The organism is Pseudomonas sp. NPDC077408 (assembly GCF_050269105.1).
Taxonomy (GTDB): Bacteria; Pseudomonadota; Gammaproteobacteria; order Pseudomonadales; family Pseudomonadaceae; genus Stutzerimonas.
The window spans coordinates 198,399-222,055 of record NZ_JBNNHS010000001.1; the positions used below are offsets into that span (position 1 = coordinate 198,399).

Annotated in this window: 25 protein-coding genes; 14 read left to right on the forward strand and 11 right to left on the reverse strand. The window is 58.4% G+C overall.

Features of this window, described 5'->3' with window-relative positions:
* Nucleotides 1-7: 7 nt before the first annotated feature.
* The 5 genes from rsxC to ACQKEK_RS00985 form a co-directional block, all read right to left on the reverse strand.
* Nucleotides 8-2,683 carry an electron transport complex subunit RsxC gene (gene rsxC, locus ACQKEK_RS00965; RefSeq protein WP_499140771.1) on the reverse strand — a complete coding sequence of 892 codons (2,676 nt, stop codon included), beginning with the start codon at nucleotides 2,681-2,683 and terminating at the stop codon, nucleotides 8-10.
* Complete coding sequence (gene rsxB / locus ACQKEK_RS00970) at nucleotides 2,680-3,255, reverse strand: electron transport complex subunit RsxB (RefSeq protein WP_045429358.1); 576 nt, start codon at nucleotides 3,253-3,255, stop codon at nucleotides 2,680-2,682. The genes rsxC and rsxB overlap by 4 nt, the downstream gene beginning before the upstream one ends.
* Nucleotides 3,252-3,836, reverse strand: coding sequence for an electron transport complex subunit RsxA (gene rsxA / locus ACQKEK_RS00975; RefSeq protein ID WP_019342223.1), 585 nt, complete (start codon nucleotides 3,834-3,836; stop codon nucleotides 3,252-3,254). The genes rsxB and rsxA overlap by 4 nt, the downstream gene beginning before the upstream one ends.
* A 771-nt stretch (nucleotides 3,837-4,607) precedes the next feature.
* Nucleotides 4,608-5,426, reverse strand: coding sequence for an enoyl-CoA hydratase (locus ACQKEK_RS00980; protein ID WP_127838630.1), 819 nt, complete (start codon nucleotides 5,424-5,426; stop codon nucleotides 4,608-4,610).
* A gap of 269 nt (nucleotides 5,427-5,695) precedes the next feature.
* Nucleotides 5,696-6,940: an ABC transporter substrate-binding protein gene (locus ACQKEK_RS00985; protein ID WP_128121522.1), complete on the reverse strand. Its 1,245-nt coding sequence runs from the start codon at nucleotides 6,938-6,940 to the stop codon at nucleotides 5,696-5,698.
* Nucleotides 6,941-7,165: 225 nt separating this feature from the next.
* Here ACQKEK_RS00985 and ung point away from each other — a divergent pair, with 225 nt between their 5' ends.
* Entirely contained in the window at nucleotides 7,166-7,861 is a 696-nt protein-coding gene (gene ung, locus ACQKEK_RS00990; RefSeq protein ID WP_499140772.1) for a uracil-DNA glycosylase, read from the forward strand.
* Between the two features lie 32 nt (nucleotides 7,862-7,893).
* Here ung and ACQKEK_RS00995 read toward each other — a convergent pair whose 3' ends face one another.
* The 3 genes from ACQKEK_RS00995 to ygfZ all read right to left on the reverse strand — a co-directional run bounded on the left by ACQKEK_RS00995 (nucleotide 7,894) and on the right by ygfZ (nucleotide 10,442).
* Nucleotides 7,894-8,412 (reverse strand): DUF4142 domain-containing protein, encoded by a 519-nt coding sequence (locus tag ACQKEK_RS00995; protein WP_045429350.1) that lies wholly within the window; start codon nucleotides 8,410-8,412, stop codon nucleotides 7,894-7,896.
* A gap of 200 nt (nucleotides 8,413-8,612) precedes the next feature.
* Nucleotides 8,613-9,449: an HDOD domain-containing protein gene (locus ACQKEK_RS01000; protein WP_064481729.1), complete on the reverse strand. Its 837-nt coding sequence runs from the start codon at nucleotides 9,447-9,449 to the stop codon at nucleotides 8,613-8,615.
* Nucleotides 9,450-9,494: 45 nt separating this feature from the next.
* On the reverse strand, nucleotides 9,495-10,442 hold the full coding sequence (gene ygfZ / locus ACQKEK_RS01005) for a CAF17-like 4Fe-4S cluster assembly/insertion protein YgfZ (protein ID WP_499140773.1): 948 nt from the start codon (nucleotides 10,440-10,442) through the stop codon (nucleotides 9,495-9,497).
* A 154-nt stretch (nucleotides 10,443-10,596) separates the two neighbouring features.
* On the opposite strand from ygfZ, the gene ACQKEK_RS01010 reads away from it, so the two are divergent.
* Both ACQKEK_RS01010 and ACQKEK_RS01015 read left to right on the forward strand, forming a co-directional pair.
* Complete coding sequence (locus ACQKEK_RS01010; RefSeq protein ID WP_499140774.1) at nucleotides 10,597-10,851, forward strand: FAD assembly factor SdhE; 255 nt, start codon at nucleotides 10,597-10,599, stop codon at nucleotides 10,849-10,851.
* Nucleotides 10,835-11,290: a protein YgfX gene (locus ACQKEK_RS01015; protein ID WP_499140775.1), complete on the forward strand. Its 456-nt coding sequence runs from the start codon at nucleotides 10,835-10,837 to the stop codon at nucleotides 11,288-11,290. The genes ACQKEK_RS01010 and ACQKEK_RS01015 overlap by 17 nt, the downstream gene beginning before the upstream one ends.
* Here the strand turns inward: ACQKEK_RS01015 and nadB are convergent.
* Nucleotides 11,259-12,872, reverse strand: a complete 1,614-nt coding sequence (gene nadB, locus ACQKEK_RS01020; protein ID WP_499140776.1) for an L-aspartate oxidase — start codon at nucleotides 12,870-12,872, stop codon at nucleotides 11,259-11,261. The two genes, ACQKEK_RS01015 and nadB, sit on opposite strands and share 32 nt — an antisense overlap.
* 354 nt (nucleotides 12,873-13,226) lie before the next feature.
* On the opposite strand from nadB, the gene rpoE reads away from it, so the two are divergent.
* The 11 genes from rpoE to pdxJ all read left to right on the forward strand — a co-directional run bounded on the left by rpoE (nucleotide 13,227) and on the right by pdxJ (nucleotide 22,479).
* On the forward strand, nucleotides 13,227-13,808 hold the full coding sequence (gene rpoE / locus ACQKEK_RS01025; protein ID WP_019342233.1) for an RNA polymerase sigma factor RpoE/AlgU: 582 nt from the start codon (nucleotides 13,227-13,229) through the stop codon (nucleotides 13,806-13,808).
* A gap of 31 nt (nucleotides 13,809-13,839) precedes the next feature.
* A complete protein-coding gene (locus tag ACQKEK_RS01030) occupies nucleotides 13,840-14,439 on the forward strand; it encodes a sigma-E factor negative regulatory protein (RefSeq protein WP_499140777.1) in 600 nt (199 codons plus the stop codon).
* An 8-nt stretch (nucleotides 14,440-14,447) separates the two neighbouring features.
* Entirely contained in the window at nucleotides 14,448-15,395 is a 948-nt protein-coding gene (locus ACQKEK_RS01035) for a MucB/RseB C-terminal domain-containing protein (protein WP_499140778.1), read from the forward strand.
* Nucleotides 15,392-15,841, forward strand: a complete 450-nt coding sequence (locus tag ACQKEK_RS01040) for a SoxR reducing system RseC family protein (RefSeq protein WP_499140779.1) — start codon at nucleotides 15,392-15,394, stop codon at nucleotides 15,839-15,841. The genes ACQKEK_RS01035 and ACQKEK_RS01040 overlap by 4 nt, the downstream gene beginning before the upstream one ends.
* Nucleotides 15,842-16,246: 405 nt before the next feature.
* Complete coding sequence (gene lepA / locus ACQKEK_RS01045; RefSeq protein ID WP_128121512.1) at nucleotides 16,247-18,046, forward strand: translation elongation factor 4; 1,800 nt, start codon at nucleotides 16,247-16,249, stop codon at nucleotides 18,044-18,046.
* Nucleotide 18,047: 1 nt separating this feature from the next.
* Nucleotides 18,048-18,902: a signal peptidase I gene (gene lepB / locus ACQKEK_RS01050; RefSeq protein WP_499140780.1), complete on the forward strand. Its 855-nt coding sequence runs from the start codon at nucleotides 18,048-18,050 to the stop codon at nucleotides 18,900-18,902.
* 89 nt (nucleotides 18,903-18,991) lie between these two features.
* Nucleotides 18,992-19,369, forward strand: a complete 378-nt coding sequence (locus tag ACQKEK_RS01055; protein WP_128121511.1) for a DUF4845 domain-containing protein — start codon at nucleotides 18,992-18,994, stop codon at nucleotides 19,367-19,369.
* Nucleotides 19,366-20,055 (forward strand): ribonuclease III, encoded by a 690-nt coding sequence (gene rnc, locus ACQKEK_RS01060; RefSeq protein ID WP_499140781.1) that lies wholly within the window; start codon nucleotides 19,366-19,368, stop codon nucleotides 20,053-20,055. The genes ACQKEK_RS01055 and rnc overlap by 4 nt, the downstream gene beginning before the upstream one ends.
* A complete protein-coding gene (gene era / locus ACQKEK_RS01065; RefSeq protein ID WP_128121510.1) occupies nucleotides 20,048-20,959 on the forward strand; it encodes a GTPase Era in 912 nt (303 codons plus the stop codon). The genes rnc and era overlap by 8 nt, the downstream gene beginning before the upstream one ends.
* Nucleotides 20,960-21,047: 88 nt before the next feature.
* Nucleotides 21,048-21,740 carry a DNA repair protein RecO gene (gene recO / locus ACQKEK_RS01070; RefSeq protein ID WP_499140782.1) on the forward strand — a complete coding sequence of 231 codons (693 nt, stop codon included), beginning with the start codon at nucleotides 21,048-21,050 and terminating at the stop codon, nucleotides 21,738-21,740.
* Nucleotides 21,733-22,479, forward strand: coding sequence for a pyridoxine 5'-phosphate synthase (pdxJ, locus tag ACQKEK_RS01075; protein ID WP_499140783.1), 747 nt, complete (start codon nucleotides 21,733-21,735; stop codon nucleotides 22,477-22,479). The genes recO and pdxJ overlap by 8 nt, the downstream gene beginning before the upstream one ends.
* Before the next feature lie 41 nt (nucleotides 22,480-22,520).
* On the opposite strand, the gene ACQKEK_RS01080 is transcribed toward pdxJ, so the two are convergent.
* Entirely contained in the window at nucleotides 22,521-22,751 is a 231-nt protein-coding gene (locus ACQKEK_RS01080; protein ID WP_499141325.1) for a DUF2905 domain-containing protein, read from the reverse strand.
* Nucleotides 22,748-23,638 (reverse strand): LysR substrate-binding domain-containing protein, encoded by an 891-nt coding sequence (locus ACQKEK_RS01085; RefSeq protein WP_499141326.1) that lies wholly within the window; start codon nucleotides 23,636-23,638, stop codon nucleotides 22,748-22,750. Before ACQKEK_RS01085 ends, ACQKEK_RS01080 begins: the two co-directional genes overlap by 4 nt.
* Nucleotides 23,639-23,657: the final 19 nt, after the last annotated feature.

Sequence of the window (23,657 nt, forward strand, 5' to 3'; positions counted from 1 at the left end):
TTGTTCCTTACGATTGGGTGTGTTCCTGTAGTTTTTGCTCGGCTTCGCTTAAACGTGCTCGGGCGCGTTCGACGGCCTCGGCTTCACTGTTGTCGTCGCGCTCAAGCTTGCGCAAATCGGCCCGCGCAAACGCAACTTCTGTCTTGAATGCGCGAGTCTGATCATCTATGGGTTGCTTGTCTGTGCGTACCAATTCTGGTGCTGGCTTGCCGGACTGCGCTTCCGCCTCATGAAGCGCTTGTTCCGCGCTGGCCAGCCCATCGCGCAGCTTGCTCAGCTGCGCCTCTTCGGCGCCGGCTTGTTCAGCTTTCTTGAGCTCGGCGCGTTTCATTGCCAACTCGATCTTGGCTTTCTTGAGCGCCTCTTCGCCAGGCGTTTTGGTTTTGGCGGCCGGCGTGTTTTGCGTTGCAGTCTCAAGCGCGGCTTCGGCCTCGGCCAGCTCCGACCGCAAGCGGCTCAGCTCTACCTCCTGCTCGGCATCTCTGGTTTCCAACTTCTCCAGCTTTCGAACCTGCGCCTGCAGCATGGCAGCCTCGATCTTGGCCTTCTTTGCGGCGTCGTCGCTGGTGGGCTTGGCTGGAGTCGCAGGCTTGGAATCCTGAACCGCTGCCAAAGCGTTCTCCGCGTCGATAAGTTGATCCCGCAGACGGCTCAGTTCGGCGTCCTGGTCGGTATCGCGCGTTTCGAGCTTTTCCAGCTTGCGGATCTGTGCACGCAACATCGCGGCTTCGATCTTGGCCTTCTTTGCGGTGTCGTCGTTGGCGGGTTTGGCTGGGGTCGCAGGCGTGGCGTCCTGCACCGCAGCTAGTGTTTTCTCCGCTTCGGTCAGCTGGGCCTTGAGGCGGCTCAGCTCGGTGTTCTGCTCGGCCTCACGGGAGTCGAGCTTCTCCAGCTTGCGGACCTGCGCTCGCAGCATCGCGGCTTCGATTTTGGCTTTTTTGGCAGCCTCGTCGTTGACCGGCGATGCTGCGGTGGGACTGTCCGTAGCACTGGCGGCTTCGTTCAGTGCCTTCTGCGCGCTGGCAGCCGCGGTGCGTAACTCAGCAACCTGCGCTTCCAGTTCGGGAGTCGCATGGATGGCGAGCTGCTTTTCAGCTTTTTTCAGCGCGACCTGGGCCATGCTGGCTTCGATCTTAAGCTTCTTCTGCTGTTCAGACAGGCCCGCCTTTTGCGCCTGGACGCGTGCGACGGGGTCATCCTGATTCGGTATGGAGCTGGCCTCGGCCTGTGCCGCCTTGGCCTTTGCGGCGCGTTCGGCGCGGGCCTTACGGTCCGCCTCCTTCTGCTCTTCGGCACGGCGCAGACGCTCCTGGCGCAGCTCGAAGCGCTGCTTGGAGTGTTCGGCTTTCTGTTGCTTCTGCTCCAGCTCACGGATTTCGCCCTTGGCGGCGCGGTAGTACTGCACCAGCGGGATACTCGACGGGCAGACGTAGGCACAGGCGCCACACTCGATGCAGTCGAACAGGTTGTAGGCCTTGAGCTGCTCGTGCTCCTGGCCCAGCGCGAAGAAGTGCAGCTGTTGCGGTAACAGACTTGCCGGGCAGACCTCTGCGCATTCACCGCAGCGAATGCAGGGCAGCGCTGGTGGTGGCGGAGGTAGCTCCGCAAGCGTGCTGGCGAGCAAGCAGTTGGTGGTCTTGATCACTGGCACGTCCACCGACGGCAGGGTGAAGCCCATCATCGGTCCGCCCATGATCAGCCGGTTGAGCCGGTTCTGGTCGAGACCGGCAAAGGTGAGAAGGTCAGCCACTGGCGTACCGATCAACGCCTCGACGTTCATGGGGCGTGCCAGCGCTTCACCGGTAAGGGTGGTGACGCGTGAGATGAGCGGCTTGCCTAACAGCACGGCATCATGAATGGCCACGCAGGTGCCAACGTTCTGGCAAAGCATGCCGATGTCGGCCGGCAAGCCGCCGCTGGGCACCTCTTCGCCGGTGAGAATCTGGATAAGCTGCTTTTCGCCCCCCGAGGGGTACTTGGTAGGAAATACCTTGACCAGGAATCCACGGTCGCCCACTGCCGTGCGAACGGCTTCGATCGCCTCGGGTTTGTTGTCCTCGATGCCGATTAGGACGTGCTCTGGCTGAATCAGATGAACGAGTATCTCAATCCCCGCGACAAGCTCATGGGCTTTCTTCCGCATCAACATGTCGTCGGCAGTGATGTAGGGCTCGCATTCGGTTCCATTGATGATCAGAGCACGAATTTTTCCGGGGGGCGGGCCGTTCAGCTTAACGGCCGTAGGGAAGCCAGCGCCCCCGAGGCCACTGATGCCTGCCTGGCGGATTTGCTCCAGCAGCTGGTCGGGCTGCATTGTCCGGTAGTCCGGTTGCGGCTGCAGTTCGATCCATTCGTCTTGACCATCGCTGTCAATCGCAATGGCAGCGCTGAGCATTCCCGACACGTGAGGGTAGGGCTGGGGACCGATGAAACTCACTGTGCCAGACGTCGGGGCATGTACCGGCACACTGACGAAGCCTGCGGCCTCGGCGATCTTCTGCCCCTTGAGCACACGCTCACCCAGCACAACGCATGGCTCGGCAGGCGCACCGATATGTTGGGCCAGCGGAACAACCAGCCGAGCAGGGAGCGGCGGCAGCTGGATCGGCGTGCGGTTGGATAGATCCTTACACTCCGGCGGGTGTATGCCGCCATGGATATCCCAGACGTTCAGCGAGGTCATGCGGCCTGCTCCCGATCACTGGCGATCAATTGGCCTGGCATCAAGGGTTGGTCCCACTTCCAGCTCTGCAGGTTGCTGCCCAGTTCAATCATGTCTATGCAATCCACCGGGCATGGCTCCACACAGAGGTCGCAGCCGGTGCACTCAGAGACGATGACGGTATGCATCTGCTTGGCGGCCCCGACGATGGCATCCACTGGGCAAGCCTGAATGCACTTGGTGCAGCCGATGCACTCGGCTTCGCGGATATAGGCGACACGCGGCGGCACTTCACCCTCGACGGCATCCAGCGGCTCGGGCTCGACATCAAGCAGGTCGGCCAATGCCTGGATGGTCGATTCGCCACCGGGTGGGCACTTGTTGATCTTGTCGCCGCCTGCAATCGCCTCGGCGTAAGGCTTGCAGCCTGGATAGCCGCACTGGCCGCACTGGGTCTGCGGAAGCAGTGCATTGATCTGTTCGGCGATCGGGTCGCCTTCGACGCGAAAACGCACCGCGGCGAAGCCGAGAATGGCTCCGCACACCAGGCACAGCGCGAGGAGCGCAAGCACGGCGATCACGACCAGACTCATAGTTTGATCAACCCACTGAAGCCCATGAACGCCAGCGACATCAACCCGGCCGTGACCATGCCGATGGCTGCGCCCTGGAACGACCGGGGTACATCGGCGATGGCGATGCGCTCACGCATGGCCGCAAACAGCACCAGCACCAGAGAAAAGCCCAGGCCTGCGGCAAATCCGTTCGCCGTAGCGGTTAGAAAGGTGAACTCGGATTTGTTGGCATTCAGCAGCGCGACGCCGAGCACGATGCAGTTGGTAGTGATCAACGGCAGGAAGATGCCCAGCACGCGGTACAGCAGGGGACTGGTCTTGTTCACCACCATCTCGGTGAACTGCACCACCACAGCGATCACGAGGATGAAGCTGATGGTTCGGAGGAACTCGAGATCTAGCGGCTTCAGGACGTACTGCTGAACGATGTAACTGCACATGGCTGCCAACGTCAGCACGAAGGTTGTGGCCAGCGAAAGACCAATGGCCGTTTCGATTTTCTTCGAAACGCCCATGAACGGACACAGACCGAGAAACTGCACCAGTACGAAGTTATTGACCAGAATGGCGCTAACCATGATCAGAGCGAGTTCGGTCATCGCGGATTCCTGTGCGCTCTGCATGAGCCGAGGCTAAAAGGCCGCTATTATCGGGAAGCGGCGGCAGCCGTACAAGGCCGCGACGTGATCAGGCTTCGACTCTGCCCTCGGTTCGGTGACACATATGGAAATGCATCAACCGTCCGTTTGGATGCCAGCCTAAGATTTGCTGTGGTCTGATTAATTGAGGCCGCAACTCCCAGGCGGGGCGGTCCATGGAGGTGCTCGATGAAGTTGCGAATAGCGGTTTTGCTGCTGGGGCTCGGTTTTGGCGCCCAAGCATGTGCTGAGTCTCGGGGCGGCGTGTGGGTCTATCAACCTGATGGCGGCAGTTATCGCGTCGAAAGTCGCGCATACCAGTACGACCCGCGCAGTCCATACCCTCAACACAGGCAATATCCCCAGAACCTGCCGCCTCGCTATCAGGGGCAGCTTCCACCGCAGTACTACGATCGGCACCGCGGGTCGGATCGGCATCGCTGGGACCATGGGCGACGGAGCGAGATTCGCCAGCCGCAGCGGTGGAAAGATGATCGGCGATCCAGATTCGATAACCCATCGCGTTGGGAGCGTGATCACTCGAGAAACTTTGGCCGGCCACCGCTAGTCCGCGATGGGCGCGACTACCGGATGCATCAGCGGCGCGATTTCGACGGTCGACACTACCGTCGCCAATAAGCACGGCGCCGCTGCACGTGATCTTCACACGCGGCGCTGGTCGATACTTGCTGGCTAGTCGCCTCAATCTGCCTCTGTGTCATTAGGTCGAGGTCAGCGGTTTCTCCAGCGAGGATCACGTTTTTCCAGAAAGGCATTGACCCCTTCGAGCGTGTCGTCGGCGTCGAACAAATCGACAAAGGCTTCACGTTCTGCGGCTGCGAAGTGTGCTGGGCCGCGACTGTGCATCGAGTCAATCAGCGGTTTAATGGCGCGAACGGCAACCGGGCTCTGACGCGCCACGCGAGAGGCGAGCAGAAGTGCGTGCCCACGCGCCTCTCCGGATTCCACTACCTGCTCTACCAGGCCGATCCGCTGAGCCGTATCCGCCGTAACGCGTTCACCGCAGAGAATTATCCGCTTAGCCCAGCCTTCGCCCACTAGCCATGCGAGTGCCTGCGTACCACCCGCGCAGGGCAGCAGGCCAACCGATGCTTCCGGTAGCCCCAGTTGGGCCTGTTGTTCAACGATGCGGATGTCGCATGCCAGTGCACATTCCAGCCCCCCGCCAAGCGCGAAACCGTTGATGGCAGCTATGGATACCCCACGAAAGCTCCGAAGGGCCTCGAAGGCTTCGCCGAAACGCTTCGCCATTTCCCGTGCGCGGGTGCGGTCGCCATCGGCAAACAGCTTGAGGTCGGCGCCAGCGCTGAAGAATTTTTCGCCCTGGCCGGTGATCACCAGTGCATAGACCTCGTCGTCATGGTTCAGGTGCTCGACGACTTGCTTGAGGCCGATCAACGACTCACGGTCCCAGGTATTGGCGGGGGGATGGTTGATAGTGATCAGCGCGGTGTGCCCGTGCTTTTCCACGGTTAGCTTGTGGGTCAGGTCAAAAAATCCAGACTTGTAGGGTTCGACTGCATTGCTCATGGTGATGGTCATCCTCGTCGGTATCGAATGCCTGCGACTCGTCTGCATTTAATGCCTGGGCTGGCATGCACTGCAGGCCAAACATCGGCAACAGGGCTCGCCCTTCAGCCAAGTCTAGTTGCAATCGTTTCGATCTGGCGAGGCGTTCGAGCGGCGTGACAGCCACCGGTCTGGGAGGAGGATGTCGCTGATGCGGCGCAAAGCGAGAGAGGTGCGCGTGACGAGGGCTGGAGCGGCCTGGCTTTCCAGAGCCGCTCCTTTTTGCCTGTTTACTGGAGGGCCAGAGCCTGTCCGCCAGCCCGGCGCTCAGCCTGCCATTCGGCAAGCGACGGGGCAGCCTGCTCCCCGGTAAGGCGGTGGACAATCTCGAAGTAGTCTTGCTTGAAGCGGTCCTTGAGCACCTCTTCGCGAGGCTTGACCTTCACCGCGTATACCGTCTGTACGTTCTGATGATCGAAGGTGCGCCACTCTTGTTCGCCCTTGAGCAAGCTGTAGCGATGACCCTCGAGCGCTGCGATGATCCGCTCGCTGTCGAGGCTGCGGGCACGCGTCGCCGCGTCGGCCCATTGATAGACGATGCTGTAGGCGGAGGCGGCCGAACTCGACGGGTGGGTCTGGTATCGCTCGTCGTAGTTCTGCACAAACTGTTTGCCGGCGACGGAGCCTTCCAGTTCTGGGACGCGCCAAGTCCAGGGTTCGGTACCCAATACGCCACGCATGATGTCAGGACCTGCTGTTTCAACCATGCTTAGCGTCAGGTTGGGGACCGCGACCTGCATTCTCTTGTTCAGGCCGAGCTCGTCGGCGATCCGCATCGCACGGACCAGGTCTTCGCCGAACAGCACCAGCACCAAGACTTCGGCGTCGCTACTGGCGACCTGGGTCAGGGCTTCACGATAGTCGGAGAGGCGGGCGCCGGGAAAAGCCGTTTTGATGCCGGGGTGCGCACTGCTGTTCTGCGTGCCGGTGGCCTGGCGTAGCGAGCTTTCGCTGGTATGGCCCCAGGTGTAGTCAGAGGTGATGTAGAAGTAGCGTTTGTTCGGCAAATGCTTGTTCAGATACTGGCCCAGCACCTGCGCGCTCATCCAGGCGTTGTTGCATTCGCGAAACATATAGCGATGGGCATCTTTGCCCGTGGTGTCATTGGAATAAGTGAGGGTGCCGAAATAGAGCAACCCGCGCTCCTTGGCGCGCTTGCCTGCGGCGATAGCGACCGCGCTAGAGGCGCCACCGAACAACATAACGGCGCCCTCATCGGCCAGCTTGTCGACGTTGGCAACGGCTTTCTCGGGTCTTGATGCGGAGTTGCGGGTGGCTAGCTGGAGCGGCCTGCCCAGTACGCCGCCTCTGGCGTTGATTTCGTCGACCGCCAGGAGTGCCCCACGCATCTGCGAAAGCCCTTCTTCTTTGTAGCTGCCGGTGCGAGGGTAGTTGAGGCCGAGGGTGATCGGATCGGCAGCTTCAACTGCCAGACAGAACCCCAGCCCTAGAGCAAGGAGCGTAGTCCGTTTCATTGCAGATTCCTTGTTGTATTTTTTATTGGCGAGAGGCTTTTTTACTGCGCGCTGCGGCTACACGTCACGCACTCATTGGTCGTAGCGGGCCAGTCTTTCGCGTAGCTGTGAGGTAGCCGACATTTTCTAAGCCTGATTGGCGGTATGAGGCGGTTCAGGTGGACGCATTGACTCTGCCGGAACCTTTGCTTAGGGTTCGGCGCCTCGGCAGATCAGGGCAACGCTATGAATCCAGGTGATCGCGTCAAACTTGAAAATAGCTGGAAAGCGGTTCTGCAGGACGAGTTCGAGCAGCCGTATATGAAGCAGCTGGGAGAGTTTCTGCGTCGTGAGAAGGCGGCTGGAAAGGTGATCTATCCGCCGGGCCCCATGATTTTTCAGGCTTTGAACTCCACTCCGTTGGAGCGTGTTCGCGTTGTGATTCTGGGGCAGGACCCCTATCACGGCGCCGGTCAGGCGCACGGGTTGTGTTTTTCAGTGCAGCCAGGCGTCGCGCCGCCGCCGTCATTGCAGAACATCTTCAAGGAACTCAAGCGAGATCTGAACCTGGACATACCCAGCCACGGCTATCTTCAGCATTGGGCGGATCAAGGCGTGCTGATGCTCAACACCTCATTGACCGTGGAACAGGGAGTGGCCGGATCGCACGCGAAGATGGGCTGGCAGCGCCTGACCGATCGGATTATCGAAGTGATAAGCGAAAAGCGGTCGGACGTGGTTTTCTTGCTGTGGGGCGCCCATGCCCAGAGCAAAGCGAAGCTGATTGATCCGACCCGGCATCTGTTGCTGAAGTCAGTCCATCCCTCGCCGCTCTCGGCGCATCGGGGATTCATCGGCAACGGCCATTTCAGCCGGGTCAATCAATTCCTCAAGCAGCGGGGCTTGGAGCCAATTGATTGGAAGTTGCCAGAGTCAGTCTGAGCGGCGCTCAAGGCGCCGCCGACAGGATAGGTTTACTGTTGTTCGCCGTGCTTTGAGGCCAGCTCCTGAGCCTTGTTCAGGTGCTGCTCCAGTGTGTTCAAAGTCGACTCGGCGTACTTCTTGAGCTCGGGGTTCTCACCGTTTTTGGCATATTCACGATAAAGCTCGATGGTTTGCTCATGCGCTACGACCTGATTGTTCGCATAGGCCTCATCGAAATTTTCGCCTTCGCGCAGTTCAAGAATCATGGCCTTTGCCTGATCCATCAATGTGGCATCGTCAGACATTTCCAGGTCTTCGTGCTGGCGGGCTAACTCGGCGAGTTTCTGGTTCGACTTGGTGTGATCATCGATCATTTTCTGGGCGAAGGTCTTGATGTCCTCAGACTTGCTTTCGCTCATGGCCAGCTTAGCGGCTTCGATTTCGGCGATGCCTTTTGCCGATGCTTCGTCTACGAAGTTTTCACCCTCTGCGGCGAGGGCGAAGTTTGCAGCTACGCTGAAAAGCAGCGCCGCGGTACCCGAAAAGAACGTCTTGGTCGTGCGGTTCATCGTTAGTCTCCTTCAAGCTGACAAGCTCGTAGCGTCGAGGCATAGGCCAAGAGCGCAAGCAAGATGCGGCAAGAGCGCCGTCTATTTAATGACTAGGAGCCGCGGTAGCGGTTCCTTGCGTCAGGCGAGCGGTCGGTCGGTGAGGCTACGCTGGAGCGGAGACCAGGAAGTGCAGGTGCCGGACGGCACCCGCGCGCTATTTACTGAAGCATGCTCATCGCGGCGTCCATCGCAGCTGAGAGATCTTCGTCCTCTTGCAACAATGTGCTGGGATCAAGACCGAGCTTGGCGAATGCGGGAATCTGGTTCCAGTCGAGCTGCGTAAAGGGGTGCGAGGTGCCGATGTAGCTCTGCAGCGTCGCGACCTGGACTATGTCGACGTAATCTACCTTGGCTGAGGCTCGGGAAAAATCGAGGTACTGCGCGGGGACCGTGGCGATCGGATCGGGGAACTCCCAGGCACGAAGAATCTTTTCACCGATAATTGGATGAATCCGATCGATAACATGGTTGAGGCTGATCGAATCGCTGAGCAGCGCGCTGTGCTCTTCTGCGTAGGTCAGGATCGGCAGGACTCCGATCTGGTGAACCAGGCCAGCCAACGTCGCCTGGTCGGCTGGGAGGCGTGTGAAGTTACGGCAAAGCACATGGCTGATAGCTGCAATCTCTGTGCTCTTGTTCCAGACCTCACGCATCTTGCGATCCACAACGTCCGTAGTCGCTTGGAACATCTGCTCCATCGCCAGGCCGGTCGCCAGGTTCGACGTGTAGTTGATACCGAGGCGGCTGATCGCCATCTGCAGATCGTTTATTTCCCTGTTGGTACGCAGCAACGGGCTGTTTACCACTTTAATGATGCGTGCAGTGAGGGCAGTGTCATTGCCGATCACCTTGGCCAGCGTGGGAATGCTTACGTCCGGATCCTCTGCAGCTTCTCGCACGCGCAATGCAACTTCCGGAAGCGTCGGCAGGACCAGTTCGTCGTTTTCGATCGCCTGTGTAAGTGCCTGCTGGACCTTGTCGGCAAGAGTGCTCATGTCTTTCCTTACTTATAATTCGGTGTGGAATGTGGCTGGCAATGGTTAACGCTGGATTTCACGGTCCGCGTCTAGCGTATAAGGCAACTGCAGCAGAGTCAGTGGAGGGCCGTCCGGGGAGCCGAGAAATAGTCGGCCATCCGCCGCGGCATCTTCCTGTAGCACGGCTAGCAGCTCTAGAGCGCCCTCGGCGCTTGCTGCCATGACGACTTCACCTACGCTTGAACCATGCACCGGGGAATAGACTTCAAGCCCCGGAGCCGGCACTTCTACGTCGTGATTTTGCGCGGCAAGGCGATGCAGGCGGCGCTTCAGTTTGCCGAGGTATTGCATTCGCGCGACGATTTCCTGGCCGGTATAGCAGCCTTTTTTGAAACTGACGCCGCCTAATGCCTGAAGGTTGATCATCTGCGGGATGAACAGCTCGCGAGTGGCCGCAACTACCTGACCGATGCCGGCGCGAATCTGAGCGAGCTGCCAACGATCGAGCGAGGCTTCGGGAAGCTGGGACGCCAGTCGGAGTTGGGTGGTCCCGGCGTCTTTCGCATGGGTCCAGAGTTCGGCGCGGCCATCGTTAAGGCGTACGGCGATCAATCCATGCGCGGCGACCATGACGTCGGCCGTCTGGGGAAGATCTAGGCCGAGGCTGACAAGTGCGCCATCACCTCCGCTGAGCCCGAAGCGAACCCACTCAGCGCTCTCGTCATGCAGTTTGGACTTCGAGAAGGCAGCGAACTTTGCGAGGTCGGCGAGTTGTGGCTGGACCAGCCCGCGATCCATCGCCAGCAGATAGCCGTCGCCCTCCGGCACGATGCGGAAGCTGGACTGCATTCGTCCCTTGGGTGTGCAGCGTGCACCGAGGCTGGAATGCTGGTCATCAAGGTAATTGAGGTTGCAGGTCAGTTGCCCTTGTAGAAATTTACTGGCGTCCGCGCCGCGTACGGCCAGGATGCCCTCATGCGACAGAACGCAGAAAAAAGCAGTGTCAGTCATGACGAGTCGCCGTGGAGAAATCCGGATCGGCATCATAACAGGCCATCGGCGAAATACAGTGTGCACCAGCTGCCACTCCGTAGGCCTACTAATGCTTGTGCCGCCCGTTCACGGCAGTCGCTATAATGCCGAGCTTCAACTCAGGAGCATTTGCATGGTCGAACAATCCGAACTCAATCGTCTGTTCTGGCAGAGCCGCCGCGGCATGCTCGAACTGGATGTACTGCTGGTGCCTTTCGTCAAGGAGGTCTATCCGCAGCTCGATGAAGAAGACCAGCGCCGCTATCGCAAGCTGCTGAGCTGTGAAGATCAGGACATGTTTGGCTGGTTCATGGAGCGCGCCGTGCCCGATGACGAGGATCTACGCTGCATAGTCCGTATGATTCTTGACCGTGTCCAACCAAAGTAGCCAGGCATTCGAATGCCGCTGGCGGGCATCTGGCCCGCTGTTAGCTATATACCTGGTGATGCTGCTGCTGGCCGTAAGCGCGCTATTGATACTGCCTGTACCATTCTGGCTGCGCATGTTCGGGTTGCTGCTTTGCGTGTTTCACGCTGCCTGGGCGATACCGTCTCGCCTCTTGTTTTGTCGTCGTTGTTCCTGGCTTGGTCTGCGCCATGATCAAAACGGGTGGTCGCTCTGGAGCCGGGAGAGGGGTTGGGAGCCCGTGCAGGTGCTGCCTGACAGTATCGCGCTGCCGCTGGTCGTAGTGCTGCGATTCAAGCAGCCAGATGACTGGTTCGCCCGAGGGCTCTGCATTCCGCAAGGGGTAATGACGGCGGAGCAGCACCGGCGTCTGCGGCTCAGGTTGAAGTTCAGTCGTCGTAGGTGGGCGGTACCAGGATAGTGTCCGTCGCTTCCGGCAGCTGGTCAGGGTAGTCCAGCGTGAAATGCAGGCCTCGGCTTTCCTTGCGTTGCATGGCCGAACCGATCATCAGCTCTGCAACCGTTGCTAGATTCCGCAGCTCGATGAGGTCCCGGCTGACTTTGTAATTACTGTAGAACTCATCGATTTCTCCAAGCAACAAGCGAACCCGGTGTTGCGCGCGCATCAGTCGCTTGGTGGTGCGAACGATGCCTACGTAGTCCCACATGAACCGTCGAAGCTCGTCCCAATTGTGCGCAATGATCACGTCCTCGTCCGAGTCGGTCACTTGAGTTGCGTCCCACGTGGGTAAAGCTATGGAAGCGGTGACGCCGGGTAGCTCGCGAAGCATGTCTTGAGCGGCGGCGCGGGCGTAAACAAAACACTCTAGGAGCGAATTGCTGGCCATACGGTTGGCGCCGTGCAAGCCGGTGAAGCTGGTTTCGCCGATCGCGTACAGCCCTGGTATGTCGGTTCTACCAGTCTGGTTGACCAGCACTCCGCCGCAGGTGTAGTGGGCCGCTGGCACCACTGGGATCGGCTCGCACGTAATGTCGATACCGAATTCCAGGCAGCGCTCATAAACGGTCGGGAAATGCGCTTTGATGAATTCTGTAGGTTTATCGCTGATATCCAGATAGACGCAGTCGATGCCGAGGCGCTTCATCTCATGATCGATCGCACGGGCTACGATGTCGCGGGGCGCCAGTTCCGCGCGCGGGTCGAAGCGTGGCATGAAGCGTTCGCCGCTGGGCAGTCTCAGCACGGCGCCCTCGCCGCGCAATGCCTCGGTAATCAGAAAGCTCTTGGCTTTTGGATGGTACAGGCAGGTTGGATGAAATTGGTTGAACTCTAGATTGCCCACCCTGCATCCCGCGCGCCAAGCCATTGCGATGCCGTCGCCGCATGCTCCGTCGGGGTTACTGGTATACAGGTACACCTTTGCGGCGCCACCCGTCGCCAATACGGTAAATTTTGCCCGGAAGGTGTCCACTTCTCCGTTGGTTCGATCAAGCACATAAGCGCCAAGGCAACGCTTACCGGTCAGGCCTAGCTTGCGTTCGGTGATCAGGTCTACGGCAACGCGCTGGTGCAGTAGATCGATGTTTTCCCGATCGTGAGCACGGGAAAGCAGGGTGTTGAAAATCGCGGCGCCGGTCGCATCGGCAGCATGGATGATGCGTCTGTGGCTATGTCCGCCTTCTCGCGTCAGGTGGTATTCGAAGCCGTCAGCTTCGCGCTCGGCGTCGTCCCGGGTGAAGGGCACGCCTTGCTCGATCAGCCACTGGATGGCTTCGCGGCTGTGCTCCACTGTAAAGCGTACCGCTTCTTCCTTGCATAGCCCGCCACCGGCAACGAGGGTGTCGGCGACGTGGGATTCGATTGTGTCGGTAGTGTCCAGCACTGCAGCCACACCGCCTTGAGCCCAATACGTGGAGCCATTGGCCAGGTCGCCCTTGCTCAGTACTGCAACCCGGAGTGAGGGCGGCAGGTTGAGCGCTAGGGTCAAGCCGGCTGCGCCGCTGCCTATCACAAGAACGTCGTATTGATAATGTCGGCTCATTTCGAATCTCACGTTGAGGCGAGCCCTAGTATATAGGTGCGTCCCCCTGCAAAATAGCGGGCCTTGTTGGACTTGGCGGGATGCTTTGGAACTTTTCTTGCAGGCTTGTCTCTATAGACAGTTGTGGATGCAGACCGGCTGGCCATCGTTCGGTGGGCGGCGGGGTTTTGCTGTGGATACCAGGGTGGCGCCATCGGAACGGTTCGTTTTGAGGCGTCGCTCGCCAATGCCGTCAGGTGTGTTGCAGGAATGCTTGCTTGGAGGGGGAGAACTTTTGTGTAAAGCCCGGGTCTATTCTGGCAGGTCAGCTCGTAGGCGAGCGCAGCACCCCTTCCGGGTCATGGAGGAGTGTTTATGCTAACCCAGGAGCAGGACCAGCAACTGGTCGAGCGAGTGCAGCGAGGAGATAAACGGGCTTTCGATTTGCTGGTATTGAAATATCAGCACAAAATCTTAGGGTTGATCGTTCGCTTTGTACATGATTCTCACGAAGCTCAGGATGTTGCGCAAGAAGCCTTTATTAAAGCCTATCGTGCGCTTGCGAACTTCCGCGGAGACAGTGCTTTTTATACGTGGCTGTACCGCATTGCCATTAACACGGCAAAGAATCATTTGGTGGCTCGTGGGAGAAGGCCGCCTGACAGCGATGTCAGTTCCGAGGATGCGGAGTTCTATGAGGGAGATCATGCTCTCAAGGACATTGAGTCGCCGGAGCGCGCTCTCCTCAGGGATGAAATTGAGGACACCGTTCACAGAACTATCCAACAACTTCCTGAAGATTTACGCACGGCTCTAACACTGCGTGAATTTGATGGTCTTAGTTATGAAGACATTGCAAATGTTATGCAGTGTCCGGTGGGTACGGTCCGCTCACGGATATTCCGGGCGCGGGAAGCCATCGATAAAGCATTGCAACCCCTGTTGCATGAATCCTGAGACAGCGGCGATAGCCAAGAGAGGAACCGCCATGAGTCGTGAAGCCCTGCATGAATCGCTGTCCGCGGTGATGGATAACGAAGCGGACGAGTTGGAATTACGTCGAGTGCTCTCCGCTGAGAGCGACAGTGAAATGCGATCGACTTGGTCGCGTTATCAGATCGCCCGTGCCGCAATGCACAAGGAGCTGATTGAGCCTCGTTTGGATATTGCGTCGGCAGTTTCGGCGGCGTTGGCTGAAGAGCCTGAAATTACTGCGGTTAAGCCACAGCGCTTCGCTTGGCGTAATGTCGGCCGTCTTGCTGTCGCGGCATCGGTTACAGTCGCTGTGTTGGCAGGCGTACGCCTCTACAATCAGAGCGAAGTTGCTGGGCCTCAGATTGCTCAGCAGGCTGCGCAGCCTAGTATCGCAGTGCCGCAAGCTAGCCAGGGGCCCGCCGTGCTGGCAGGCTATAGTGAGGGTACGGTTGCTCCCGGTGCCCAAGTGACTGGGGCGGAAGGTTCGCCTGAAAGTTGGCATGAAAAGAGATTGCCGGCTTATGTTCGTCAGCACGCTCAGCAGGCCGCTTTCGGTAGCGGTTCGGAAAGTGCGCTGCCCTACGCTCGCGCAGCCAGCATGGAAGATCGTTAAGGAACAACATGCGTGTGATACCGCTGTTTGTGGTGCTCGGAGGCTGGCTATCGATGCCGGCCTTTGCTGCTGAAGCCGATCTCATGATGCAGCGACTTGCAGATGCTGAGAAAAAGCAAAGCTATCAAGGCGCTTTCGTCTATGAGCGCAACGGAAGCTTTTCCAGTCATGCTGTCTGGCAGTTGGTAGATGGTCAACAGTCGCGTGAGCGACTGTTGCAGCTAGACGGTCCCGCTGCAGAGGTTGTGATCCTCAACGGAAAGATCCAGTGTGCGACCGAAGATATGGCGTCCCAAGTGCGGGAAGCCACGCCTTGGCGCCAGCATCAGCTGGAGCCGGAGGCGCTTTCCAAGTGGTACAGCTTTCAGGTGATCGGCGAATCCCGAGTCGCAGGGCGGCCCACGGTTGCGCTAGCCGTGCGTCCTAGGGACCAGCACCGCTATGGCTTCGAGCTGCATCTCGATAGAGAGACATCCCTACCGCTTAAATCACTGTTGCTTGATGAAAGCGGGCAACTGCTTGAGCGCTTTCAGTTCACGCATTTCACGCCAGGCTCAGTGGAGCCAGCAGATGTGGAAGGGGGGGCGGATTGCGAACCGGTCTCGCTTGCTGTCGAGCAAAAAGAACTTACATCAACGAAATGGCGCTCTGATTGGTTGCCAGATGGGTTTCAGCTGATCGACTCAGATGTGCGTCCGAGTCCCGCCTCAAAAGAGCCGGTCACTTGGTTGTCTTATAGTGATGGTATCGCTCGCGTATCGGTATTTATCGAGCCGCTGGACGGTGCTGTAGTTGAAGACGCGCGCAGCCAAATGGGGCCTACGGTGGCTGTTTCGAAGCGTATTTCTACGGCTGGCGGCGATGTCATGGTTACTGTAATTGGGGAAATCCCTCTAGGCACGGCGGAGCGAATTGCATTGTCCATGCGCGCCGGGGCTGATCAGGCGTCGCAATGATCGAGGAAGCAGGTCGCGTAGTTGCATTGGCGCCCGGCGCTGTTTGGGTTGAGACGGAGCGCAGTAGTACCTGTTCCGGTTGTTCCGTGAGGAGTGGCTGTGGGCAGGGCCTGGTTGAGAGGCTTGGTGTTCGCGAGCGTCGTGGTTTGATACTGGCGTTATGTGATCTTCGGCTTAGCGTGGGGGATACCGTTGTGGTCGGTATCCGTGAAAGCGTATTGCTACACGGCGCCGTGCTTGTCTACCTTTTTCCGCTGATCATGCTTTTCATCTTTGCGCTCGTCGCTTCCCAGCTTTCGGCTCCCGAGCCTTACGTGATGCTTGCTGGGCTAGGCGGCTTTCTGGTCGCCTGGCTCGTGGTACGCAAGCGCAGCCAGCAGACCTCAGCCGATCCGGCGTTGCAGCCGGTCGTGTTGCGTGCGGCTTTGGCAGCTAAGGCTGGGTAGTCGGGCGGTTTATTCCGTCTCGCAAGCGGGCTGTCAGCATAATAGGCTGCACCTCGATGAGATCATCATCCACTTGGCCACCGAGTGATCGGTTCTGCCTCAGCCTCAGGTCGGGCCATCCGCAATTTCAGTAGAACTGTTCAGTTTCACCACGCGTATGGCGCGATGAGCGGGCAAGTTCCGCTGTCTTCAAGCTCGCCGAACAGTATTCTCCAACTTCAGAAATAGCGGGCTCTTCGGCCGCTTTTCTGCATCGGCCTATCAGCAGTAGTGTTCACGTTGCCGTGGCGGAAGGCTGATCATGCACGTCCTAGGCTCCGGCGTGGCACTGAATAGACCTATCAGGTACACTTTGCGGCTATTTTCGGCGGGCAATCGGCTCGCGACGTATTAGAGTGTTGAGCTGTGAGCGACCTGAGTCATATCCGCAATTTTTCTATCATCGCGCACATCGATCATGGCAAGTCGACCCTGGCTGACCGTTTCATTCAAATGTGTGGCGGTTTGACCGAGCGTGAAATGAACGCCCAGGTGCTGGATTCGATGGACCTCGAGCGTGAACGAGGCATCACCATCAAGGCGCACAGCGTCACGCTTTACTACAAGGCGAAGGACGGCAAGACCTATCAGCTGAACTTCATCGACACCCCAGGCCACGTAGATTTCACCTACGAGGTCAGCCGCTCGCTCGCCGCTTGCGAAGGTGCGTTGCTGGTGGTCGATGCTGGGCAGGGCGTTGAAGCGCAATCGGTAGCCAACTGCTATACAGCCATCGAGCAGGGCTTGGAAGTAATGCCCGTGCTGAACAAGATGGATTTGCCGCAGGCCGACCCCGATAAGGTCAAGGGCGAAATCGAGCATATTATCGGTATCGATGCGACCGATGCTGTGGCGTGTAGCGCCAAGAGCGGCATGGGTGTAGACGATGTGCTTGAGCGTCTGGTGTCTGTCATCCCCGCTCCGACGGGAGAAATCGATGCGCCCCTGCAGGCGCTGATTATCGACTCTTGGTTCGACAACTATCTCGGTGTCGTCTCGCTGGTGCGAGTTCGCCATGGTCGGATCAAAAAGGGCGACAAGGTCCTGGTCAAGTCCACCGGCAAGGTACATCAGGTCGACAGCGTGGGTGTGTTCAACCCGAAACACACGAGTACGGTCGACCTCAAGGCTGGCGAAGTAGGCTTTATTATTGCCGGCATCAAGGATATTCACGGTGCTCCGGTTGGTGACACCCTGACACTCTCGAATACGCCTGACGTTGAAATGTTGCCCGGTTTCAAACGGGTCAAGCCGCAGGTCTATGCGGGTCTGTTTCCGGTTAGCTCGGACGATTTCGAAGACTTCCGTGAGGCGTTGCAAAAGTTGACGCTCAACGATGCCGCGCTGCAGTACGAGCCGGAAAGCTCGGATGCGCTTGGATTCGGCTTCCGCATCGGCTTCCTCGGCATGCTGCATATGGAGATCATCCAGGAGCGCCTCGAACGCGAGTACGACCTGGATCTGATCACCACGGCGCCGACAGTGGTCTATGAACTATTGTTGAAAAACGGCGAGACTATCTATGTCGATAGCCCGTCCAAGCTACCCGATCTTTCCTCGATCGAGGATATGCGTGAGCCCATTGTGCGGGCCAACATTCTCGTACCCCAGGAGCATTTGGGTAGCGTTATTACGCTTTGCGTGGAAAAGCGTGGCGTTCAGCGTGACCTTCAGTTTCTCGGAACGCAGGTCCAGGTGCGCTATGACCTGCCCATGAGCGAAGTGGTGCTCGACTTCTTCGACCGTCTCAAATCGGTCAGCCGGGGCTATGCCTCGCTGGATTACAGCTTCGAGTGCTTCCAGTCCGCCAATCTCACCCGTCTGGATATCCTGATCAACGGCGACAAGGTCGACGCGCTAGCGTTGATCGTGCACCGCGACAATGCGCATTACAAAGGGCGGATCCTTGTCGAGAAGATGAAGGAGCTAATCCCCAGGCAGATGTTCGACGTCGCCATCCAGGCTGCGCTGGGCGGTCAGATCGTCGCGCGAAGCACTGTGAAAGCGTTGCGTAAGAACGTTCTGGCGAAGTGCTACGGCGGTGACGTAAGTCGTAAACGCAAACTCCTTGAAAAGCAGAAGGCCGGTAAGAAGCGGATGAAGCAGGTCGGCAACGTTGAGATTCCACAGGAAGCCTTCCTTGCCGTGCTCAAGGTAGATAGCTGACATGTCGATCAATTTCCCGCTGTTGCTGGTCATCGCCGTTGCGGTATGTGGATTTTTGGCACTACTCGATCTACTGATCTTCGCGCCACGTCGCCGGGCTGCGATAGCCAACTATGAAGGCCAGGCTGGGGAGCTTGACCAATCGACGTTGGACGCTTTGAACAAAGAGCCGGTTCTTATTGAGTACGGCAAGTCCTTTTTCCCGGTTCTTGCGATCGTTCTGGTGCTGCGCTCGTTTCTTATCGAACCATTCCAGATTCCATCCGGTTCGATGATTCCGACGCTTGAGGTCGGCGACTTCATACTGGTAAACAAATTCGCCTATGGTATTCGGCTACCCGTGGTAGATACCAAGATCATCGATGTCAGTGATCCGAAACGTGGGGATGTGATGGTATTTAGATATCCCAGCGATCCCAACATTAACTACATCAAGCGTGTTATAGGCCTGCCTGGCGATGTAATCCGCTACAGCAGCGACAAACGTCTGAGTATCAATGGAGAGTTGGTTCCCGAAATACTGATTGGCGAGGAACCTGGCAGCTTGGGCAGCGCGAAGCTTTACCAAGAGAAGCTCGGTGAGGTAGAGCACCTCATTCGCAAGGAGATGGCCCGCTATCGAATCGAGCCCAACCGGGAGTGGCGCGTTCCGCAAGGCCATTACTTCATGATGGGCGACAACCGCGATAATTCCAACGACAGCCGCTATTGGCAAGATGCGGCGATTCCAGCCGAACTGGCCGGCATGGTTCCAGACCGCAACATCGTCGGCAAAGCCTTCGCCGTATGGATGAGCTGGCCTGATCCGAAGTTCAGCAACTTACCGCATTTTTCGCGGGTAGGATTGATTCACTGAGTCTGTGAATCAGGGCCCGGTTCCGGCGAGCCGGCCCGCTATATTTGAACAGCCCCAATCCGCGGGTAACGTACGACATAGAGGTCGACATGAGTTTCGCTCGTTCGCAAAAAGGCCTGTCCATGCTGAGCTGGATCATGGTGCTGGCGTTGGTGGCGTTTTTTGCCAGCACCGCATTCAAGATGCTGCCGCATTATTTCGACTATATGTCCATGGACAAGATCATCTCTGGGGTTGAAAGTGACAAGGCGGCAGACATCCGCACCGTGGGAGATTTTTTTAGCCATGTGCGCAAGGGCATGGATGTGAATGGTATTCGCGACCTGAACCTCGAAGAGGCGATGAAGGTCGTGATTGAAAATAACGAGTTCAAGGTTCACTTGGACTATGAAAAACGCGAGCCCCTGATCCGCAATCTCGATCTGGTGGCGAACTTCGATAAAGAATATCGCCTAAGGATGCCGTGAGCACTTCGTTAGCCCGTCTCGAGCGTAGGCTCGGATATCAATTCAAAGACCAGGAGCTGATGCTCCTGGCTCTGACACATCGCAGCTATGCCGGACGCAATAACGAGCGTCTGGAGTTTCTTGGCGATGCCATCCTCAACTTTATCGCCGGCGAGGCGTTGTTCAACCACTTTCCGCAAGCCAAGGAAGGGCAGCTCTCTCGGCTGCGCGCGCGACTGGTTAAAGGCGAAACGCTTGCCGTGCTCGCACGCGGTTTCGAGCTCGGAGAATACCTGCGGCTTGGTTCTGGCGAGTTAAAAAGCGGTGGCTTTCGCCGTGAATCGATCCTTGCTGATACGCTCGAAGCTTTGATTGGCGCCATATATCTTGATGCGGGCATGGAGGCGGCGCGTGACCGCGTGCTGGCTTGGCTTGCCAACGAGCTGGAAGGGCTTACGCTCGTTGATACGAACAAAGATCCAAAGACCCGCCTGCAGGAATTTCTGCAATCGCGGGCATGCGAACTACCGAAGTACGAAGTGGTTGCGATTCAGGGCGAACCGCATTGCCGGACGTTCTTCGTCGAGTGCCAGGTATCGTTGCTCAATGAGAAGACTCAGGGGCACGGTGCTAGCAGGCGTATTGCCGAACAGGTTGCCGCTGCCTCGGCATTGATAGCGCTCGGCGTGGAGAACGGGAATGACTGATGAACGAATTGAAGGCGAAGACGTCAGCCGCTGCGGCTATGTAGCCATAGTTGGAAGGCCCAATGTGGGTAAGTCAACGCTCCTCAATCACGTCTTGGGGCAGAAGCTCGCGATCACGTCGCGCAAGCCGCAGACGACACGACACAATATGCTCGGAATCAAGACCGAGGGCACCGTTCAGGCGGTCTATGTCGACACCCCTGGCCTGCACAAGAATGGTGAGACGGCACTCAACCGTTATATGAACCGCACCGCTTCTTCAGCCTTGAAGGACGTCGACGTTGTCGTCTTCGTTGTTGATCGTACGCGCTGGACCGATGAGGATCAGCTGGTGCTCGAGCGTGTCCAGTATGTTGAAGGGCCGGTCATCGTGGCGGTCAACAAGACTGATCGCGTCGAGGACAAAGGCGAATTGCTGCCACATTTCGAATGGTTGGCTCAGCAGCTTCCTAACGCTGAAATCGTACCGATCTCCGCCCAGCACGGGCAAAATCTCGATGTGTTTGAAAAGCTGGTTGCCTCGCATCTTCCAGAGAACGAGCATTTTTTCCCCGAGGATCAGATCACCGATCGCAGCAGCCGTTTTCTGGCAGCTGAACTGGTGCGGGAAAAGATCATGCGTCAGCTAGGTGCCGAGGTGCCCTATCAGATCACCGTCGAAATCGAAGATTTCAAGCAACAAGGGCGCGTGCTGCATATTCATGCATTGATTCTCGTCGAGCGAGACGGGCAGAAGAAGATCATCATTGGCGACAAGGGCGAGCGCATCAAGCGCATCGGCCAGGAAGCGCGCAAGGACATGGAGGTGCTGTTTGACTCCAAGGTCATGCTCAACCTCTGGGTCAAGGTGAAGAGCGGTTGGTCCGACGACGAGCGCGCACTGCACTCGCTCGGCTACAGCTGACGCTAAGGCCGCGACACCGGTCCGACTGCCGCAGCCTTGGCGGTCGGACAAAGGCATTCGCTCCGTTTCTGCCTACGACCAAGATCCCATGACCGCTCAAACCGCCTTTGTGCTGCACAGCCGGCCCTATCGCGAAAGCAGCGCGCTGGTGGACTTCTTTACGCCGCAAGGGCGGCTGCGGGCAGTGTTGCGTGGGGCGCGGGGTAAGGCGGGCAATCTGGCGCGTCCCTTCGTCCCGCTGGAGGTCGAGTTTCGAGGTCGCGGGGAGCTGAAGAGCGTCGGGCGGCTCGAAGGCGCCGGGCTGGCCTACTGGCTTGACGGCAACGCGCTCTTCAGCGGTATGTACCTTAACGAATTGCTGATCCGTCTGCTCCCCGCCGAAGACGCCCATCCCGCCATGTTCGATCACTACGCAGCGACCTTACCGGCGCTTGCCGCCAAACGACCCCTCGAGCCAATCCTGCGCTCCTTCGAATGGCGGCTGCTTACCGAGCTCGGCTATGGGTTTGCCCTGGACCGGGACATTGCCGACCAGCCGATCGCAAGTCAGGGGCTCTATCGGCTGTTGCCCGACACTGGGCTTGAACCGGTAGGGCAGTTTCAGCCGGGCCTCTTCAATGGGGCGGAACTCCTGGCCATGGCTGAGGCCGACTGGAGTGTGCCGGGTGCGCTGGCCGCGGCGAAAAGATTGATGCGGCAGGCTCTGGCACCGCACCTGGGCGGCCGGCCACTGGTCAGCCGTGAACTGTTCATGAATATTAGGGAGGTCCCGCGTGACTGAAGCCAATCGAATCCTGCTCGGCGTTAATGTCGATCATGTCGCCACCCTGCGCCAGGCGCGTGGCACTCGTTACCCGGATCCGGTCAAGGCCGCGTTAGATGCGGAGGAGGCAGGGGCCGATGGCATCACGGTGCACCTGCGCGAAGATCGTCGGCACATTCAGGAGCGTGACGTGCTGATGATGAAAGACGCGCTGCAGACCCGGATGAACTTCGAAATGGGCGTGACTGAGGCCATGCTGGTTTTTGCCGAGCAGTTGCGCCCGGAGCATGTGTGTCTGGTTCCCGAAACGCGCCAGGAATTGACCACTGAAGGCGGCCTCGACGTGGCTGGCCAGGAATCCCGCATCCGCGACGCCGTCATGCGTCTGGCTGCCTGTGGCGCGGAAGTGTCGCTGTTCATTGATGCTGATCCACGGCAGATCGAAGCCGCCGCGCGTATTGGCGCCCCGGCTATCGAACTGCATACCGGGCGCTACGCCGATGCCCACTCCGTGGCCGAGCGGGCCTGCGAGCTGGCGAGAATCCGTGACGGAGTCGAGTCCGGTCTGAGTCATGGGCTGATCGTCAACGCCGGTCATGGCTTGCACTATCACAACGCTGAGGCCATCGCCGCGATCCGCGGGGTCAATGAGCTGAACATCGGACACGCCATCGTTGCTCACGCGCTGTTCGTTGGCTTCAAACAGGCCGTCAAGGAAATGAAGCATCTCATTCTCACCGCAGCGGCGCGCGGCTGATGCGCTGAGCGGTTGCGTTTGCTACAGATTGCTTTCGCTGGTTAGCGTCGGAAGAAGATATTCAGCAGAACCGTCAGTACTACGCTCAGGATGATCATTGAGGTGATGGGTATGAAGGTTCTGCTGCGCTCCGATTCGATACGAATATCGCCGGGCAGTTTGCCGAACCAGCTCAATAATCCCGGCGCGTAATGAAGTAGCACGCCCAGCATAAGCAGGAGCAACCCTGCGATGATCAACCATTTCGCCATATCGCCTCCTGTTCTGGTCAGTGATAAGCGGCAAAAGCTGCCACGACGTGCCGGGCCAGGACTTGTACGGGATCACTGCAGCCGGGGGCGCACAATAGCTTGATCCGGTACACACCCAACGACGGTAGATTTTCGCCTTCGTCCATGCGTTTTAGCGGTGGCTTGACCAGGCTCAAGGGATAGGGAGCTACCGCTAGATCGGCGATCATCGCGGCTTCCTGACCCGCGCACTGCTCGCTGGAGTAAGCAATTCGATACGACCGTCCCGCTCTGTCGAGCGCATCTAGCGCTTGGCGGCGCCACGCGCATTCTGGAGTAGACAACGCCAAGGGCAACGGATCGCGCTCGACCGCGACGCCCCCGGCGCGTCCGGCCCAGACCAGCTGCTCGCTATGGATGACCTCGCCACGAGAATCATCCTGACCAAGGTTGCCGACGCTGATGAGCGCTACGTCCAGCTCACCGGCGTCAATGCGTTGAATCATGTCGACGCTCCGCCCAACCGATACGTTCACCTCGATGCCCGGATGGGTCCGTGCAAACAGAGACAGCAGGCCCGGCAAGATATGAGTGCCAATATCGGCGGGCGTACCGAAACGTACCTGGCCGTTTAGCTGCGGTGTTACAAACGCGCTCACCGCTTCTTCGTTGAGTTTCAGCAGCCGACGGGCATAGCCCAGCAGCCGCTCACCCTCAGTGGTCAGGGTGATGCGCCGAGCTTCTCTGACAAAGAGAGCACAGCCGAGCATGGTTTCGAGGCGCTTGATCTGCATGCTGACGGCCGACGTGGTCCGGAAGATCTGGCCTGCCGCGCGCGTGAAACTGCCGCTTTCGGCGATCGAGACGAAGGTACGGAGCACATCGATTTCCAATAGCGGCATCGCAGATTGGAGAAGCTGTTCAGGCATTCCGGGCATTGGCTAGCCT